Annotated in this window: 18 protein-coding genes; 15 read left to right on the top strand and 3 right to left on the bottom strand. The window is 36.2% G+C overall.

The features are described from left to right. Nucleotides 1–10: 10 nt before the first annotated feature. The 12 genes from AB4484_RS09405 (at nucleotide 11) to AB4484_RS09350 (ending at nucleotide 10,178) form a co-directional block, all read left to right on the top strand. Complete coding sequence (locus tag AB4484_RS09405; RefSeq protein WP_372077752.1) at nucleotides 11–1,132, top strand: DegT/DnrJ/EryC1/StrS family aminotransferase; 1,122 nt, start codon at nucleotides 11–13, stop codon at nucleotides 1,130–1,132. A gap of 88 nt (nucleotides 1,133–1,220) precedes the next feature. After that, complete coding sequence (locus AB4484_RS09400; RefSeq protein ID WP_372077750.1) at nucleotides 1,221–2,006, top strand: ABC transporter permease; 786 nt, start codon at nucleotides 1,221–1,223, stop codon at nucleotides 2,004–2,006. Then, nucleotides 1,999–2,733: an ABC transporter ATP-binding protein gene (locus AB4484_RS09395; protein WP_372077748.1), complete on the top strand. Its 735-nt coding sequence runs from the start codon at nucleotides 1,999–2,001 to the stop codon at nucleotides 2,731–2,733. Before AB4484_RS09400 ends, AB4484_RS09395 begins: the two co-directional genes overlap by 8 nt. Nucleotides 2,734–2,744: 11 nt before the next feature. Further along, the gene (locus AB4484_RS09390; protein WP_372077746.1) at nucleotides 2,745–4,301 is read left to right on the top strand and encodes a glycosyltransferase; all 1,557 of its coding nucleotides are present in this window, start codon (nucleotides 2,745–2,747) and stop codon (nucleotides 4,299–4,301) included. A gap of 16 nt (nucleotides 4,302–4,317) precedes the next feature. Continuing rightward, complete coding sequence (locus AB4484_RS09385; RefSeq protein ID WP_372077744.1) at nucleotides 4,318–4,893, top strand: GNAT family N-acetyltransferase; 576 nt, start codon at nucleotides 4,318–4,320, stop codon at nucleotides 4,891–4,893. 10 nt (nucleotides 4,894–4,903) lie between these two features. After that, nucleotides 4,904–5,188 carry a hypothetical protein gene (locus AB4484_RS09380; protein ID WP_372077742.1) on the top strand — a complete coding sequence of 95 codons (285 nt, stop codon included), beginning with the start codon at nucleotides 4,904–4,906 and terminating at the stop codon, nucleotides 5,186–5,188. 11 nt (nucleotides 5,189–5,199) lie between these two features. Then, nucleotides 5,200–5,895, top strand: coding sequence for an SDR family NAD(P)-dependent oxidoreductase (locus tag AB4484_RS09375; RefSeq protein ID WP_372077741.1), 696 nt, complete (start codon nucleotides 5,200–5,202; stop codon nucleotides 5,893–5,895). Then, the gene (locus AB4484_RS09370) at nucleotides 5,895–7,244 is read left to right on the top strand and encodes a fatty acid--CoA ligase family protein (protein ID WP_372077739.1); all 1,350 of its coding nucleotides are present in this window, start codon (nucleotides 5,895–5,897) and stop codon (nucleotides 7,242–7,244) included. The genes AB4484_RS09375 and AB4484_RS09370 overlap by 1 nt, the downstream gene beginning before the upstream one ends. An 8-nt stretch (nucleotides 7,245–7,252) precedes the next feature. After that, on the top strand, nucleotides 7,253–8,104 hold the full coding sequence (locus tag AB4484_RS09365) for a hypothetical protein (RefSeq protein ID WP_372077737.1): 852 nt from the start codon (nucleotides 7,253–7,255) through the stop codon (nucleotides 8,102–8,104). 48 nt (nucleotides 8,105–8,152) lie between these two features. After that, the gene (locus tag AB4484_RS09360; protein ID WP_372077735.1) at nucleotides 8,153–8,326 is read left to right on the top strand and encodes a hypothetical protein; all 174 of its coding nucleotides are present in this window, start codon (nucleotides 8,153–8,155) and stop codon (nucleotides 8,324–8,326) included. Then, nucleotides 8,310–9,017, top strand: coding sequence for a hypothetical protein (locus AB4484_RS09355; protein ID WP_372077733.1), 708 nt, complete (start codon nucleotides 8,310–8,312; stop codon nucleotides 9,015–9,017). Before AB4484_RS09360 ends, AB4484_RS09355 begins: the two co-directional genes overlap by 17 nt. Nucleotides 9,018–9,047: 30 nt before the next feature. Beyond that, nucleotides 9,048–10,178, top strand: coding sequence for a glycosyltransferase family 4 protein (locus AB4484_RS09350; protein WP_372077731.1), 1,131 nt, complete (start codon nucleotides 9,048–9,050; stop codon nucleotides 10,176–10,178). Here AB4484_RS09350 and AB4484_RS09345 read toward each other — a convergent pair. Beyond that, nucleotides 10,168–12,039: a polysaccharide biosynthesis protein gene (locus tag AB4484_RS09345; RefSeq protein ID WP_372077730.1), complete on the bottom strand. Its 1,872-nt coding sequence runs from the start codon at nucleotides 12,037–12,039 to the stop codon at nucleotides 10,168–10,170. The two genes, AB4484_RS09350 and AB4484_RS09345, sit on opposite strands and share 11 nt — an antisense overlap. 173 nt (nucleotides 12,040–12,212) lie before the next feature. On the opposite strand from AB4484_RS09345, the gene AB4484_RS09340 reads away from it, so the two are divergent. The 3 genes from AB4484_RS09340 to AB4484_RS09330 all read left to right on the top strand — a co-directional run bounded on the left by AB4484_RS09340 (nucleotide 12,213) and on the right by AB4484_RS09330 (nucleotide 15,155). Continuing rightward, nucleotides 12,213–13,157 carry a UDP-glucose 4-epimerase family protein gene (locus AB4484_RS09340; RefSeq protein WP_372077729.1) on the top strand — a complete coding sequence of 315 codons (945 nt, stop codon included), beginning with the start codon at nucleotides 12,213–12,215 and terminating at the stop codon, nucleotides 13,155–13,157. A gap of 217 nt (nucleotides 13,158–13,374) precedes the next feature. Beyond that, the gene (locus AB4484_RS09335) at nucleotides 13,375–13,920 is read left to right on the top strand and encodes a sugar transferase (protein ID WP_372077727.1); all 546 of its coding nucleotides are present in this window, start codon (nucleotides 13,375–13,377) and stop codon (nucleotides 13,918–13,920) included. Further along, a complete protein-coding gene (locus AB4484_RS09330) occupies nucleotides 13,920–15,155 on the top strand; it encodes a hypothetical protein (RefSeq protein ID WP_372077725.1) in 1,236 nt (411 codons plus the stop codon). The genes AB4484_RS09335 and AB4484_RS09330 overlap by 1 nt, the downstream gene beginning before the upstream one ends. On the opposite strand, the gene AB4484_RS09325 is transcribed toward AB4484_RS09330, so the two are convergent. Next, complete coding sequence (locus tag AB4484_RS09325; protein ID WP_372077723.1) at nucleotides 15,152–15,865, bottom strand: class I SAM-dependent methyltransferase; 714 nt, start codon at nucleotides 15,863–15,865, stop codon at nucleotides 15,152–15,154. The genes AB4484_RS09330 and AB4484_RS09325 overlap by 4 nt on opposite strands. Before the next feature lie 12 nt (nucleotides 15,866–15,877). Then, a partial coding sequence (locus AB4484_RS09320) for a hypothetical protein (RefSeq protein ID WP_372077721.1) occupies nucleotides 15,878–16,833 on the bottom strand: 956 nt, incomplete at its 5' end.

Raw genomic sequence — 16,833 nt, 5'->3', positions numbered from 1 at the left:
GTTATATAAAATGACAACGCAATTATTTGTTCCTAAGTTCCGTGTTGATGAGTGTCTAGAGCATGTAAAAGAGTGCTTAGAAAAAGGCTGGACAGGGATGGGTTTTAAAACTGTAGAGATTGAAGATGAGTGGAAAAAGTACACAAACTTACCACATGCGCATTTTCTAAGCTCAGCTACGGCAGGTCTTCATCTTGCATTTGAGGTATTAAAGCGTAAGCATAATTGGAATGATGGAGATGAAGTTATTTCTGCTTCTTTGACGTTTATCTCCACAAACCATGCGATTAAATATGCTGGTCTTGAGCCTGTTTTTGCAGATGTGGACCAATATTTATGTCTGGACCCAAAAAGTATCGAAGAAAAAATTACAGATAAAACAAAAGCTGTTGTTTTTGTTGGCCTTGGAGGGAATACTGGTCAACTAGAGGCTGTGTCTAAACTGTGTAAAGAGAAAGGATTAGCTCTAGTTTTAGATGCTGCTCATATGGCCGGTTCAAGATTTGAAGGCAAGCACGTGGGTTATAACGCTGATGTAACCGTGTTCAGTTATCAAGCCGTGAAGAATATGCCTACAGCGGATTCTGGCATGATTTGCTTCCAAGAATCAGACGATGATGCACTAGCTCGCAAATTAACATGGTTGGGTATAAATAAAGATACATATGCGCGAACTGCCGCACAAGGTGCATATAAATGGAAATATGATGTTGAAGACCTAGGCTTTAAATACCATGGTAATTCAATTATGGCTGGTATGGCTTTAGTGGCATTGAAATATCTTGATAACGATAATTCATATCGTCGACAATTAGCTTCTTGGTACCGGGCTGAATTGTCAGGTATTGAAGGAATTGAAATCGTTCCTATTGCACCGGGTTGTGAGTCTTCTACACACTTATTGCAAATTCGAGTTAAAAACCGTGATGAATTGTTAGTTAAACTAAATGAAAATGAAGTTTATCCTGGAGTGCATTATACAGACAACTCGGAATACAAGATGTACGAGCATTGTGGGCGTTGTGATAAAGCTCTGAAAGCTAGTGATGAAATAATATCACTTCCAATGCATATGGGTGTTAGTAAGATAGATGTAGAGAATATTTGTAAATTAGTTATCGCTAATATCTAATCGCTTGTCTGCGATCGTGCAATATATTGAATTTTCATATTTATAGGGCGGTTTATTCTGCCCTATATTAATTTAGTAAAGTAGAATTATGTACATTAATGATTTGTTCAAGGTGCTCCAAGAACATAAAGATATTTGGTGGTTCTTAAGTAAGCAAGATCTAAATAGTCAGTTTCGACGCTCTAAACTAGGGTCTCTATGGCTTGTGATCAACCAGTTGAGTTTCGCTTTCGGAGCTGGTCTTATTTGGGCTGTAGTTTTCGGTATAGATCCAATAGAATTCATACCATTTATAGCAACCGGATTCGCTGTTTGGGGCTTTATTGCCGCTTGTTTTGTTGATGGCTCTGCTGCTTTAAATATATCTCAAGGGTACATTAAACAAGTCAACTTACCATTACCTATATATTGCGCAAGAATAGTTATGTCTAATATTGTTAGGCTAAGTATCGGACTGATTGTAGCAATGTCTGTTGTGGGACTTTTTGGCGACTTTGGATTTTATAACTTATTTACTCTAATTCCAGGGGTGGTTCTAGTACTTTTTTGTGGATTTTTCATATCAATGACATTTAGCTATCTAGGTGCAATATATAAAGATATCGGCCATGCGTTATCTAATGTCTTTCAATTATTATTTGTGTTAACACCAGTTATCTACCCTCCAGAAATGTTGATAAAAAAAGGTCTATGGTTTGCTGTATATTTTAACCCGTTGAGTTCTTTTATTCAGGTGATTCGAGTTCCTTTGGTCGATGGTACTTTCGCAAGCGTAATTGATTATATAGTATTAAGTATTACTTTAATTGTTTTTGTTATTTTGAGCTATAAAGTTTCTAAAAAGTTTGAAAATAAGGTTGCTTATTATGTCTAGTGAAAAGTTCATAAGAATTAATGATTTGACAGTGTCTTATCCTTTGATAGATGCACATTCAACTAGTATAAAGTCAATAATAACCAACATTAACAGGCCTAAGCATAATTCCGAACACCTGGCATTAAATGATATTAATATCACTATAAATGAGGGGGAGAGAATATGTTTGATTGGAAGGAATGGAGCTGGTAAGTCGACTCTACTTAAAACTATCGCTGGAATTTATAGTCCTGTAGTTGGAAAAGTTGATATACAAGGAAAACTATCAACTCTCTTAGATTTTGCGACAGGCTTTGAGATGGAAATGACAGGATATGATAATATTATTATACGAGGTCTACTTTTAGGAATGACTTATGAGGAAGTTCTCTCTAAAAGAGAAGATATTGCCCAATTTGCTGACCTCGGCGACTTTATTAACCAGCCTCTTAAAACCTACTCATCAGGTATGTTTGTGCGTCTAGCATTTGCTGTAGCGACGAGTATTGAACCAGACATCCTTGTTATTGATGAAATTGTAGGGGCTGGTGATGCATCATTTACCGAAAAAGCTAATCGAAGAATGGAGGTTATGTTAGAGAAAGGCAAGATTATCGTTATGGCAACGCACTCGGATGAGTTGGCTCGAAAGTTTTGTAATAGAGGAATATGGATTGATAATGGAAGAATTGCATTAGATGGTCCAGTAGAAGATGTGTTAAATGCATACCACCTTAGCCATTAAGGAAAAGGTTCATGAATGTTATTATATATTCAAATTTAATTATTCCATCTGTAGCAATTGGATTAATGAAGCCCTTGTTACACTTACAAAAACAAGGGCTCATAGATGTCAAAATCTCTAAGGTCACAAGTAAGACTAAGGTTAACGAATCTGCAGATATTGTGATATTCTGCCGTAGTCAATGTGCAACTGATTTATCTCTAGCTCGTAAATACTTAAAATCCGGTAAAAAAGTCATTTATGATATCGATGATAACTTTTTTAGTATACCTGATGATAATCCCATAGGTAAGCACCATCGATACCCGGAGCGGATTTATATATTAGAAAAGTTTTTATCTGAATCTAGTTTGGTTTGTGTTTATTCGGACATAATGTATAAAAAGGCATTAAAATATAATAGAAATGTAGCGCTTTCTAAAACATATTTTGACAAAACGTTGCTGTCTGGACTAACAACTGAAAAGAGTGATGTAATAAAAATTGCATTAGCGACGGGACGGGCTGCAGATCCCTCTTTTGAAAAACCTTTAGAGTTGGCGTTAGAAAAGCTACTTGAAGAGTATCCTAAGGACAGGTTGGAGCTTCACTTCTGGAGAGAGCCTTACCCACTAATAAAGAAATTTGATAATGTAAAATGGAACTCTGCTACTCCAGACTATGAAGAGTTTATACGTAACTTTTATCGAAAAGGGTTTGACATTGGACTCGCTCCAATAGGTTGTGGTGAGTTTTTTAATTCAAAAACTAATAACAAATATCGTGAGTATGGTGGTTGCTCTGTAGCTGGGGTTTATAGCAATATGCCATTATATAATACCAGTGTAAAAGATGGTTTTAACGGCGTTTTAGTTAGAAATGATGAAGCTAGTTGGTATTCTGGAATAAAAAAACTAATCGAAAGCCAGAAGCTTAGAAACCACATAGTTCAAAATGCAAAGTCTGATATAAACGATAACTATAACTTTAATGCTATTTGTGATAGCAAGCTGTTACAGCTCGATACTTTGAATTGTGAAATCAATCCGAAAGTTTTGGTTTCTGATGACAACTTTAGGGATGTTAAAGTATGTAACCTTTCTAATGATAATGTCTCTATAAATAAAGTTTATGAACAGCTAGTTAGATTGGGTTTTATAGCGACTGAATACGATTATGTTCTACACGGAAGTTGTGATGATCGTGTTATTTTTCTTACTGAAAATATGGCTAGAAATAATGAAGAGTTTCTCAGATTCAATGATTTTTTGATTATCGAATTTCAGAGTAATAACGTATACTCCTTATGCTCAAAACTCGAAAGAAAATGGCTTTTTGAGTTGAATCCTAATAAAATATTCGGGAACGAGTTAATCTATTTTTGTTATCATCTTGCCGATGAGCATGGCATTCTAGGCAAGTTAAATATTAACTCCAAGTTAAAGGCTGTTACTAATCGGATATTCTATTTTTTGATGAAAACTATGAGGAAGCTCCCTGGGGTTTTTATAAGTGTTTCTTCTTCTTTAAAGTACCGGTTAATATCCACTTGGTTTTATTACAAATTTAATTATTTAAAAAAAATGTAGTGGGGTAATTATGATAATGAAGTTAGTCGAATTGAATGAAGAACATTTAGAGTTTTTGAGAAACTTAAGAAATTCAGATTATGTATCAAAGAATCTTATTTCTAATAATGTTATTACAAAAGAAATGCAACAGATTTGGTTTGATAAGCTAATTAATGATAAAAGCCGGGTTTATTTTGTTGTTATGATGGAAAATAATCCTATAGGGTGCCTGTCATTTAGTCATTCATCGGAAGGTTGTGGAGAGTGGGGACTTTTTTTATCGGAGGATAACTCCTGGCCTGGTACTGCTGTACTTCTAGAAATTATTGCTTTAGACTTTGCATTCGAGTTTTTCAATATATCAAGTCTAACGGCTGAAGTTTTACCTCATAATAAAGTCGCTATCCGTTTACATAATATGTTTAAGTACAAATGTTTGGAAGAGCGCAATGTTGTAGATGGAAAAGAGTTATTAGTATTTGAATATACAAAGTTAGATTGGGAAAAGAATAGAAGGGATATTATTAGAAAGATCCCTAGATCTTTTATTGGAGTATTGGATAATGTGACATTATCTAACATTTTTGGTGATTTAATTTTTAATTATTAAGGTTTAAAAAATGGAAAAGTATCTAGATATTATTTTGTCAACTCTTAGAGATATCTCTGAAGAGGATGATAACGAAATGTTAAAAAATGCAAATACAAAAACCAAATTATTTGGAGCGAATGGTGCTCTAGATAGTGTTGGCATCGTTTTTCTTATTTCTGAGTTGGAAGAAAAAATTGAAGACGAGTTTGACGTTCAAATTATGTTAGCTGATGATAAGGCTATGAGTGGAGTTACTTCCCCTTTTCGTAATGTTGAATCTCTAGCAAAGTATATTGATTCACTAATAGGCTGAGGTTAATACTGATGAATATTTTGATTACAGGGACTAGAAAAGGTTTAGGCTATTACTTAGCGAATTATTACCTAGAAAAAGGTATGAATGTAATCGGTTGTAGCCGAGGTGAAAGCTCCATAAATCATCCTTGCTACACTCACTTCTCTCTAGATATTAGTGATGAAGATGGTGTGATTAAAATGATGCGTGCGATCCGGAAGCAATTTAGAACGCTAGATGTTTTGATCAATAACGCAGGAATGGCATCAATGAACCACTTGTTGACCACTCCCAAAGAAACAGTTGTCCGATTATTGAATACAAATGTTGTGGGTACGTTTTTAGTTTCGAGAGAAGCTTCAAAAATCATGATGAAAAGCAAAAAGGGTTCTATAGTAAACTATTCAACCGTAGCGGTGCCTTTAGACTTAGAGGGCGAAGCAGTCTATGCTGCAAGTAAGTCTGCTGTTGAGTCTTTGACGAGAGTATCATCCAAAGAATTAGCCCCATATGGTATTCGAGTAAATGCTATTGGTCCGACTCCTATCCCGACTGATCTTATCAAAGCTGTACCGAAGAACAAAATAGAAGAGTTAATAAATGAGCAAGCAATAAAGCGTATGGGTAAAGAGTCAGATGTTTCAAATGTGATTGACTTTTTCATTTCGCCAGATAGCGACTTTATAACTGGGCAGGTTATATACTTGGGAGGAGTATTTAAATAATGGAATATCTAGATAATTTATCATTATATGATTCAGATGCCGCGTTAGTGTTTGACGATGAAACTTACAGTTATCGTGATTTATTGAATAATATCGATTATTGGGATGGTAAGGTTTCTAATATAAAGCCTGGTAGTATTGTTTATATTATAGGAGATTATTCCTTTAACGCGATTTCATTATTCTTTAGTTTGGCAAAAATAAAAGCTATTGTTATACCTATTGTATCTGAAAATGAAGAAGAGATAGAGAAAAGAATTGCAGTATTAAAGCCTAATTATATTATAAATATTCGACAAGGCGCCCCTGATACTGAACTACTTTCTAATGAGTTGACTCAATTTGAGCTGATTGATGATATTAGAAAAGCGAATAAATCTGGCTTGGTTTTATTCAGTAGCGGTAGTACAGGGAAGCCGAAAGCCATGTTACATGACCTCGATAACTTACTAGCAACCTTTATGGGAAAAAGAAGGAAGAAGTTATCAATTATGGTTTTTTTGATGTTTGATCATATAGGTGGGCTAAACACTCTTTTGAATTCCTTGGCTATGGGGGCTAAGTTAGTTATACCTTCTAAACGTGAACCTGAGTATGTTGGAAAACTGATTGAAGATCAGAAAGTCAACCTTTTGCCAGCTTCTCCGACTTTTTTAAATATGATGCTTATGGCTAATGTTCCAAACAACTTCGACTTAAAAAGTTTAAGAATGATTACATATGGTACAGAAGCTATGCCCAAAAGCCTTTTGGCGAGAATTCAAAAGTTTATGCCTAAAGTCAAACTTTTGCAGACTTTTGGAACCAGCGAAACTGGAATCGCTCAAACTTCTAGTCGTTCATCAAGCAGTTTAGATATTAAGTTTGACGATCCAAACCAAGAAATCAAAGTTGTTAATGGTGAGCTTTGGATTCGCAGTAAAACGAAAATTCTTGGTTATTTGAATTCGGATATGGAATCTTTTTCTGATGACGGTTGGTTTAAAACAGGTGACTTAGTTGAAGAATCTGGTGATGGCTTTTTCAAAATTATAGGCAGAGCTAAAGAGGTAATTAATGTTGGTGGCGAGAAGGTATTACCAGCAGAGGTTGAATCTGTAGTATTAGAAGTTCCTTGTGTTAAAGATTGTGTCGCTTATGCTGCACCGAACGCAATCACTGGTCAGACAGTTGTCGTCAATATTGTTTTGAATTCAGATTCAATAGAAGAGAAGGAAGCTAAAAAGGAAATAAGGAAGCACTGTAAAGCAAAATTAGATAGTTATAAGACTCCTACAAAGATAAAATTTGAGGATAATATGGGTATTAATGAGCGCTTTAAAAAAGTACGTTTAGATAAATATAAGTAAAGAATAAAATGAATACAGTCTACGCCGTCTACATTGTTTTTAACCCTGATCTTTCGCGCTTGAAAAAATCTGTATTAGGAGCGCTTGAACAAGTCGATAAGGTCATTATCTATATGAATTCCTATATAGATGAAGATAATGTTGTTAATTCTGATAGAGTCGAGTTTATTGGATGTTGTAACAATGATGGCGTATCTGGTATGAATGCTGCTATAAGTTGGGCACTTGATGATGGGGCTGATTACGTTGTAATACAGGATCAGGACAGTTTATTACCAAAAAACTACATTTCTGATTCTCTGCCTCATATCGTAAATAGTTTGGCTGTTGTAGCTCCTCAGTTTTATGATAAAGAGAGGTCAAGGCCTTCGAATTATAACAAGAGCAAGTTTCAACCTATTGAAGGTTTTGAGAGTACGAAATTTGTTATCGGCTCAGGAATGTTACTTTCACGAGGTGTGATTAATATCTGTGGTCTTTTTGAAGGGAAGTTTTTCTTAGATTGTGTTGATATCGAATATTGTTTTAGGTTGAATTATTACAAAATTCCAATTTATGTCAATAAGAACGCTGTTATGGAACACTCAATTGGTGATGATTGTTTAATTTTGTTTGGGATTAAGTTCTCGCTTCATTCTCCATTTAGACATTATCTATATTATAAAAATTCGTTATCTTTAATTTCGAGAGGTTACACGCCATTGCTATGGAAGGTTAAACAGACATTAAAAATTACTCTTCAATGGCTTATTTACACTGTCTTCTCCAAAGACAAGTTGCCAAATTTTAAGGCGTTTCCTTTAGCGTTTATTGACCTTATCTTTAAGAAAGACCCTTTGGATAGATTGAACTTATTTTAATAAAATACAATAATTTTTTAGAGAAATTAAAAATAGGATATAATTCGTATGAAAATACTAGACGTGGGTTGTGGTCAAAAAAAACTTCCAGGATCAATTGGTATTGACTTCTCTCCAATGTCGGATGCTGACATTGTATTGAATTTGAACGAGGAAATGCTTCCCTTTGATGATAACGAAATAGACTATATATTCATCTCATTGTATGGAGCATTTAACTAAAGACGGGTTTTTAAGTGTTATCTCTGAAGTGTATAGAGTATTGAAGCCTACAGGTACGTTTTTTTTGACAGTTCCCTACTTTTTGACCACTGCTAATTTAGCTAATACTTTTCACAATAATCAAATTTGTTTCAATGAGCACACATTTAGGTTTTTTTCATCTGATGCAAAAACAACTGCCCTTCAACCTAAAGATTACGAAACGCCATCTTGTCCTCAGTGGGGATTGCGTTATTCCGCAAACTCTGAACTTAATGTAGAATTTTCAACTGAATATATCCACTTTCACTATTTCTCCGAATTCGCTAGCTTGAGTGATAGTCAAAAATCTGAAGCTAGAAATAGCAGGCTTAACGTTGTTGATCAGATTTCCTATTTGTTGAAACCAGTAAAACCATTACCTAGGAGAGTGGAGACGGCACCGATTGAAACTGGTAGCCCGACTGAATTTCTCAAAGAGCAAATCACATACCTTCAAGAGCAAGTCGCTTTTTTGAAGAAGAGAGATTTAAAACCATACGTTGTTAATGATTTTTGGTCTTCAGTTGTTGATGAGAAAGAAAATATCGAACTTCATGATAGTGGGGTTGTTTTTGTTTCTGGGCTACTTATTCCAGTTTATGAAGTTATAAGTGTTTTCGATAATATTATTCAACATAACCAAAAAGTTATAGATAGCATATTAGAATAGTCATAGTAGTTCGGACTTGCAGAGGTTGTTTTGACGAAAGTTGTTTATGTAATTAACGTAGATTGGTACTTCCGCCTTCATTGGCTTGAGCGAGCAGAATATTTTAAGTCTTTAGGTCTTGATATACATATTGTTACCAGTTTTTCAAATGATGTTATTAAAGATGAATTGGTTTCTAAAGGCTTTATTTGTCATCAGTTATCTGTCAAAAGAAAAAGTGTGAATGTTCTTCGAGAGGTCGGTAGTATTCTTCGCCTTAAAAGAATATTAGATGAAATTGAGCCTGAATTGATACACTGTGTGACAATTAAACCTAATATATATGCGGGCTTGTTAAATAGATTATTTTTTAATAAACCGATAATCTATAGTGTAACTGGGTTAGGCGCAGTTTTTAGTTCTAATTCAATTAAATTTAATCTATTAAGACGCATTATTACTACATTCTATAAGTCTATCTCTTCCTCTAAGGCGCGTTTCATTTTTGAAAATAACGAAGATTATAAGCTATTTGATGAGCTTGGTATTTTTAAATATGGAAATGGTCGAGTTATTAAAGGAGCTGGAATTGATTTAACTCGCTTTTCTCCTTCACTACCACCGTTAAATAAAAACGTTTTGTTTGGCGCTAGACTTTTGAAAGAGAAAGGGTTGGCCTGCTTAGTTGAAGCAAAACAAATTTTAGAAAGCCGAGGTGTTGAATTCAAGCTTAATGTTGCGGGGATTATTGATAGCGACGTTTCTTCTGCTATTCCTGTTAGTCAAGTAGAGGCTTGGGCAAGCTCTGGTGATATTAGTTGGCTAGGTAACGTGAAGAATATGCCTAAGCTAATAAAAGAAAACGATATAGTGTGTTTGCCAACTACATATGGTGAAGGTGTTCCTCGTATCTTGATCGAGGCAGCTTCTTGCCAAAGAGCAATAATCACAACCGATGTTGTTGGTTGTCGTGAAATAGTATCTCACGAGGTTAACGGTTTACTGGCACAACCTGGAGATGTTATTTCACTTGTTAACTGTTTACGGGCTTTACTTGAAAGCGATGAAAAAACTCTTGAATTTGGCGCTAAGGGGCGTCAGAAAGTAGAAAAAGAGTTTTCTCAAGAAATGGTATTTGAAAAAACTCTAAAAGTTTACGATGAGCTTGGGGTTATTCGTTAGTATTGGGTTTATACCCAGTTGGTGAATCTAATAGAATCTTCATAATGCATTCTTCGTCAAAGTTATGGCAGCAAGTATCAAGTTGATTCAACAGTGGCTGCATTTCACTCCAGCTCAACATCTGTTCTCTGGCCGTCATTATTTTTTGATGGCCGCTACCTTCAACGTTATCTCCGATAAGAAGCTCTTCATAAAGCTTTTCTCCTGGTCTCAGGCCTGTAAATTTAATCTCGATATCACCTTCTTGGGCGTCGCCTTTTATGTTTTCTTGCATACCCATTAGGTGAATCATACGTTTTGCCAGATCTAGGATCTTAACGGGCTCCCCCATATCAAGTACGAATACTTGGCCGTTGTGACCCATAGCCCCTGCTTGAATGACTAGCTGTGCCGCTTCAGGGATCAGCATAAAATAACGAATGATATCAGGGTGAGTGACAGTTACGGGGCCGCCACATTTAATTTGCTTTTTGAATAATGGAACAACCGAACCTGAAGATCCTAGTACATTGCCAAAACGTACCATTGTAAAATTGGTGGTTTTTTGTTTGTCTGCTAGTGCTTGAAGAACCAGCTCTGCCATGCGTTTCGTCGCGCCCATTACGTTAGTTGGTCTTACTGCTTTATCTGTTGAGATGAGAGTAAAGTTCTTTACACCTGTTTGTATTGCAGCTTCAGCGCAAGCAAGTGTTCCAAATACATTGTTACGAACACCTTCAACAATATTATCTTCAACTAAAGGGACGTGTTTATAAGCTGCAGCATGGTAAACGGTTTCAACTCCGTGAGCTATCATCAGTTTTTCTAAGCGGTTTTGTCTCTGAACCGAGCCAAGAGCTGCGACTATTCGAGTCTCGCTTTTTAAGTTGATTTTTGTAGAATTTAGTTCTTGATCGATTTTGTAAAGGTTGTATTCATTTAGCTCAAACAGAACGAGCGTTTTGGGTTTCTGTGTCATTATTTGACGACATAGTTCAGATCCAATAGAGCCTCCGGCGCCAGTAACCATTACATTCTTATTGAAAATATTTTGTGCTAAAAGTGCCTTGTCAGGGTCCACTGCAGCTCTTCCAAGTAGATCTGCAACGTCTAAGTCTTTTACATCAGTTGCTGTCGCTTTTCCTGCCGCAATATCTTCTACTGATGGAACGGATTGTACTGCGATTGGCCAATGTGACAATTTTTCAACCAATCTCAAACGCTCCCCTTTATTAATCCCATTAATTGCTAAAAGCAGTTTTACGGGTTGATAGAGTGATTGGAGGTGTTCAAACTCACTTGGGTGATGGACTTTAAGCCCAAATAATATTTGACCTGATTTTGTTGGGTCATCATCAAGTAATACGACTGGATTGTATTCGTCTCCCTGAATCAGAGCATACGTTAAGTCACGACCAGTCGCTCCTGCGCCATAAATAAAGACATTGGGCTTCTGGCGTTTAAACCAGTGATAATAAATTGAACGGATGAGTATTCTGGGGCCACCTAGAGTCAGGGTTGCCAAGCCAGCATATATAAATGGGACACTTCTAGGGATGAATGAGTGGAAAAAAAATCCACTCATTATTAACGCTAGGGTCGAAATTATAACTCCAAAGAAAATGTTGCCTACGGCTGGTAGCATCATATAGCGCAGTACGGCTCGGTACATTCCTAATTTAACGAAGCTATAAATTGTGATTGAAACAGTAATAAAAAGAGTTATTAGTTCCTCTATTTCGACTGCAAAAAATGCATTTCCAAGTCTCAATGTGATAGCTAAATAGAGTGAAATCACGATAGCGAAAATATCATAACCAATACTAATGAAACGCTTGTTCTTGCGTTTGGCATTAAGCAATGTATGTATTGGTCTAATCATGATGTTCCTTAGCGAGCCACTGAGCGTCTTAAGTTTGATAGTGATAGTTTTAGATTGTATTTTAATGTTCTTAAGTGCGGTAAGCTACCTGTAATTTATTGTTATGTGTCGATCGGTAGTTTTACTGTTGAACTTGTTTATTATTTATTCGATTTTTTGAGCTTTTTTGTGTTATGAAATTATTAGTCACTGGTTGTACGGGCTTTGTTGGTTCCCGAGTTGTTGAGCTGGCGGAGGAACGTGACTGGGCAGTCATTCCGGTTGTACGTAAGCAAATCGAGCCATTAACTAATAGCTTGGTTATCCCTTCCATTGATGCTTTTACCGATTGGTCTGGTGCATTCGAAGGTGTGAATTGTGTTGTTCATTGTGCTGCTCGAGTGCATCAGATGAATGAGACCGAGCAAGATGCATTATTAGCCTATCGCGATACGAACACGTTTGGTACTTTGAATTTAGCAAACCAAGCTGTTGATGCCGGTGTAAAAAGATTCGTATTTATCAGCTCCATTAAAGTTAACGGTGAATTCAGTGAGCCAAATTTACCGTTTGAACCTAATTTAAATAATACGCCGCAAGATCCTTATAGTTTGAGTAAGTATGAAGCTGAAGTTGAGTTGGCTAAGCTTTCAGAAGAGACAGGTTTAGAAGTCGTTATCATTAGACCGCCTTTGGTTTATGGACCTGGCGTAAAAGCGAACTTCCTATCTATGATGCGTTTGATTGATAAAGGCATTCCGTTACCGTTTGGTGCTATAAAAAACCAAAGAAGTTTGGTTTATTTGGATAATCTATCTGATTTGATACTGACGTGTTGCGAGCACCCTTCAGCTCCGGGACGTACCTTCTTGGTATCGGATGATAATGATGTGTCGACAACTCAATTAATGCGAACTATTGCGTTATCAATGGGCAAGGCTCCGAGGCTTTTGCCTATTCCAATGTCTTGGATACAAGCTGGAACGTCAGTTTTAAATAAGCAACACATAGCGCAAAGAGTATATGGCAGCCTACAAGTGGAGGTGTGTTTGACGAAAGAGGTTTTGGGATGGGAGCCCCCTGTTACTTTTGAGCAGGGGATAAAAAACACAGTGCAAGCGTACTTAGATTCCAAGTAACTCGTTCCTCGTTTTTTGAATGATGATATTGGATTCTACGTTGTTTGAGCTATGTCGTTGATGATATACGTTGATTTTTGAGTGGTGCTTTGATTTTAGCGACGGTGTTATTTGGTTTAACTGCGTGAGCTATGTGCTTTGTAGTAGAGAGTTGTCACTCTGAACAGCGGGGCACGAGCGTTATTCAGAATCTGTATTTATTAGAAAGGGTTTTAAGTTGATTCGTATATTAGATTTTATTTTTGCTTTCTTTGGCCTGTTGTTCCTTTGGCCTGTGTTTGTTGTGATTTGTATCCTAGGATATTTTGATACCGGTTCCCCGGTCTTTTTTCAAACTCGAGTAGGGCGCAATAAAAAACCATTCACCTTAGTCAAATTCCGCACTATGCCAGTGGAAACAAAATCTGTTGCGACTCACTTAGTTGGAGCGAGTTCAGTGACTAAGCTCGGTGGATTCCTGCGAAAAACCAAGCTTGATGAACTGCCTCAGTTATACAACGTGCTTAAAGGTGAAATGAGTTTAGTTGGCCCAAGACCATGTCTATTTAACCAACAAGAGTTGATTGATGAGAGAGAGTCGAAAGGAGTGTTGTCGGTTAGGCCGGGTGTGACGGGATTGGCTCAAATCAATGATATCGACATGTCGACACCGAAAAAACTCGCGGAGTGGGATCAAAAGATGATCCAAACGCTATCTGTAAAACTCTATTTTACTTATATTATACAGACAGTTGCAGGTAAGGGCTCTGGAGATAGGGTCTAGTGAAGAATGGTGTAAGTAAGCCGAGTGGATTGATTAAGCAGGGAATTCAACTTGGTTCTCTTAAGGTTACTGGTGCAATTGGGGCTTTATTGGTCAACCTATTACTGGTTCGCTTATATCAACCACAGCTTATTGGACAATATTTTATCTCTCTCGGTATACTGGTTTTTTTATCGCAATTGGCTACATTGGGAGGGGGGCGATTACTCGTAAAAAATATTGCCGCCAGTTATGACTTAAAAGAAAAATACTGTTCTATTTCTGCTGCTTTTATACTTTCCTTATTGGGTTCGTTGCTTTGTTTTGGATTGTATTTTTGGGTGTTAGTTAGGCTACTTGACTTTACTGTCAGATTAGGTTTATTTGAAATATACGTAATGTCATTGTTTTTTTTAACAATCTCTATATTTCAAGGTCATAATAAGGCACCTTTGGGGGCGTTTTTTCAACTTGTTTTACAACCCTTTCTGTTTGTTGTTTTAGTTCTGAGTATACCCGCATGTTCTCTTATTAAATTGTATTTTTTCAGTGTTATCGTTACGCTAGTTATTGCGTTAGGATATTTAATTAAAATAGGTGCTGTAAGCTTTGAACGAGTTTCATTTTCGGAGTTAATTAAGACATTCAAAAGCACATTACCATACCTATCTATCATGTCTCTTGGTCTTGCGGTTACTCATTTGGCATTGCCTTTCTCTTCATTTTGGTTGGATGATAAGAGTATTGCAGTAATGGGCGTTGTTGCTCGTTTAATGAATGTTTTTTTCTTTGTGGTTGTTGGTGCAAGAATATTACTCTTACCTCGCTTTACCAAAGCGGTGAGCCTTAAAGATTCAAAAACAGTATTGAAGTTGTGTTACGTGGGTGCAGTTTTTCCTGTTGTTACCATGTTGTTTGGTATCATGATTATCTTTATTTTCAGTGAAAACATTATGACGTTATTTGGTGGCGAGTATGTTCCTTTTCATGAATTACTGGTTTATAGCTCATTACTTCTTATCCCTGCGGCTTTTTGTGGGTGGACTGAAAGCTTTTTAATAGCCCAAAATAAAGTAGGCTATATTACCATTTCGACAGTTATGTCCGCACTTGTCGTTTTTGTTTTGCTCGCGGTGTTAACTATTAACTATGGAGTATGGGGGGCTGTGTTAACCTCGATTGGAGGTAAAACCATTTATACTTTATTTACGGCTTATTTTGCATATAAGTTTCAGAGTGACGTAAACAAAAGTTAATATTTATATTGAGCAACCAAAATAATATCGCCACTGTGTGTGAATATTTTTGATTTTACTAGTGACCATAATGTTCCCAATAAGCGGTGTTTTTTACCTGATTTGAGTCTTCTATCTTGGTCAAAATAGAGTTCTTTTACTTCAAAATTCAACCCTTCGATAAGTTTTACAAAGGTGATTGGTGTAAAAGTGTAATAGTGGTCATTACTGACTTTTTCTCGTTGTAGTAATAGAGCGGGAAGCGCATGTTTTATATTGTATGCATTTGGTACCGCAAAGATAACTTGTTTGGTTTTTACAATGTTCATTATTTTTTTTATGAAGCCCGTTAGATCAATCACATGCTCTATTACATGAGATAAAACGACATAATCATACTCTTCTTCTAGGTACTTGCTTTGATCATTGAATATATCGCAATAATCAACATGGTATCCTTTTTCTTGCAGTAATTTAATGCCCTTTTGATTGATATCAAGCCCTGCCGTATAGCTAGCCTTTTGGGAAATATTGTGGAATTGATGCTCTCCTTGTTTTATGTATTTTTGCATAGAGAGCATATCAATCATATCTACACAGCCAATCACTAACACTCGCTTATCTTTACATAGTTCAGGAATTGAGTGTCGTCGGATATCTAGTACCCTCACTTTTTTAAATGAAAGTTGAGCATTATCCCCAACTTTAGTGGATGTAGTTATTATGTTCACTATTGTTTCCTTTTATGAGTTAGGAGAGTGCAATTCTTGAAGTAAATGTTGGTGATAAAGGACGACATCACTGGCTTTCCAGTCTTGATAAAAACTGTTTCCATAAAGGGTTACTGGTTTTTCAAGGAGTAAAGAATGTAACCCTCCAGTGGAGTTTATTGTATATATATGCTCACTTTGAAGAACGCTTTCCAGTAAAGCTCCTTGGTTGCAAATGAGGATGCCTTCTTGTTTGCAAAAGCGGATTTGTTCTTGTATTACGCAGAGTTGTTTTTCTCCAGGGTGAAGCCGAACGACAAGAGGAAGTCCTTTTGATTCTGAATCTTGGTGTGCATTTTTAATTGAATCAATAGCATTTGTATTAGATTGAAATAGGGTTTGTGAATCTTGTGCTACTTGTCCTATGAATAAATTGAAGTTACTTGGACGTTGTAAGTGTTTGTGGTTATGAATAATTTTTCTAACTCGATGGATCTCAATAGCTTTTTGTAGTTGTTGCAATGGTGATGAATGAGGAGCTGTCGTTTTTAGGCAATGAAAGCCTATCAGGTTCACAAACTGTTCTAGAGCTTTACTTAGGATTGATGAGTCAACGTGTGGCGGACGAAAAGTGAGTAGTTGTGTTTTTAGCAGTTCTATTTCTCTAGGCGTCACAGTATGAGTTGTTCGTAATTCTTCTATTTTATGATTATGATCGGCGTCCGCATTTACCCCTGTATAACTTGACTGGTATTTATTGGGGAAATTAGCTATTTCAAAGTAACGAATATTATGATGCGTAGTCTTTATTTCTAAAGCAACGAATTGAAATCCTGAGAATACCCATAGTTCATCACTTGGTTCTACTAATTTTTTAAAGTTACTTATATTAATACCGTATTGATATTCTCTTTGTCCCTTAATTTCTTCTATGCTCGACTGTGCTGTGTTTTTCTTAACTTTACTTTGTCTATACCCGTGATCATTGA

The sequence above is a fragment of the Vibrio sp. 10N.261.46.A3 genome (assembly GCF_041472995.1).
In the GTDB taxonomy this organism is placed as follows: domain Bacteria; phylum Pseudomonadota; class Gammaproteobacteria; order Enterobacterales; family Vibrionaceae; genus Vibrio; species Vibrio coralliirubri.
This window is presented reverse-complemented; position numbering and strand designations above follow the sequence as displayed.

Excerpts from the sequence above, each read along its gene's own strand:
- AB4484_RS09405 (WP_372077752.1), top strand. The coding sequence starts at position 11 with ATGACAACGCAATTATTTGTTCCTAAGTTCCGTGTTGATGAGTGTCTA.
- AB4484_RS09400 (WP_372077750.1), top strand. The coding sequence starts at position 1,221 with ATGTACATTAATGATTTGTTCAAGGTGCTCCAAGAACATAAAGATATT.
- AB4484_RS09395 (WP_372077748.1), top strand. The coding sequence starts at position 1,999 with ATGTCTAGTGAAAAGTTCATAAGAATTAATGATTTGACAGTGTCTTAT.
- AB4484_RS09390 (WP_372077746.1), top strand. The coding sequence starts at position 2,745 with ATGAATGTTATTATATATTCAAATTTAATTATTCCATCTGTAGCAATT.
- AB4484_RS09385 (WP_372077744.1), top strand. The coding sequence starts at position 4,318 with ATGAAGTTAGTCGAATTGAATGAAGAACATTTAGAGTTTTTGAGAAAC.
- AB4484_RS09380 (WP_372077742.1), top strand. The coding sequence starts at position 4,904 with ATGGAAAAGTATCTAGATATTATTTTGTCAACTCTTAGAGATATCTCT.
- AB4484_RS09375 (WP_372077741.1), top strand. The coding sequence starts at position 5,200 with ATGAATATTTTGATTACAGGGACTAGAAAAGGTTTAGGCTATTACTTA.
- AB4484_RS09370 (WP_372077739.1), top strand. The coding sequence starts at position 5,895 with ATGGAATATCTAGATAATTTATCATTATATGATTCAGATGCCGCGTTA.
- AB4484_RS09365 (WP_372077737.1), top strand. The coding sequence starts at position 7,253 with ATGAATACAGTCTACGCCGTCTACATTGTTTTTAACCCTGATCTTTCG.
- AB4484_RS09360 (WP_372077735.1), top strand. The coding sequence starts at position 8,153 with ATGAAAATACTAGACGTGGGTTGTGGTCAAAAAAAACTTCCAGGATCA.
- AB4484_RS09355 (WP_372077733.1), top strand. The coding sequence starts at position 8,310 with ATGGAGCATTTAACTAAAGACGGGTTTTTAAGTGTTATCTCTGAAGTG.
- AB4484_RS09345 (WP_372077730.1), bottom strand. The coding sequence starts at position 12,039 with ATGATTAGACCAATACATACATTGCTTAATGCCAAACGCAAGAACAAG.
- AB4484_RS09340 (WP_372077729.1), top strand. The coding sequence starts at position 12,213 with ATGAAATTATTAGTCACTGGTTGTACGGGCTTTGTTGGTTCCCGAGTT.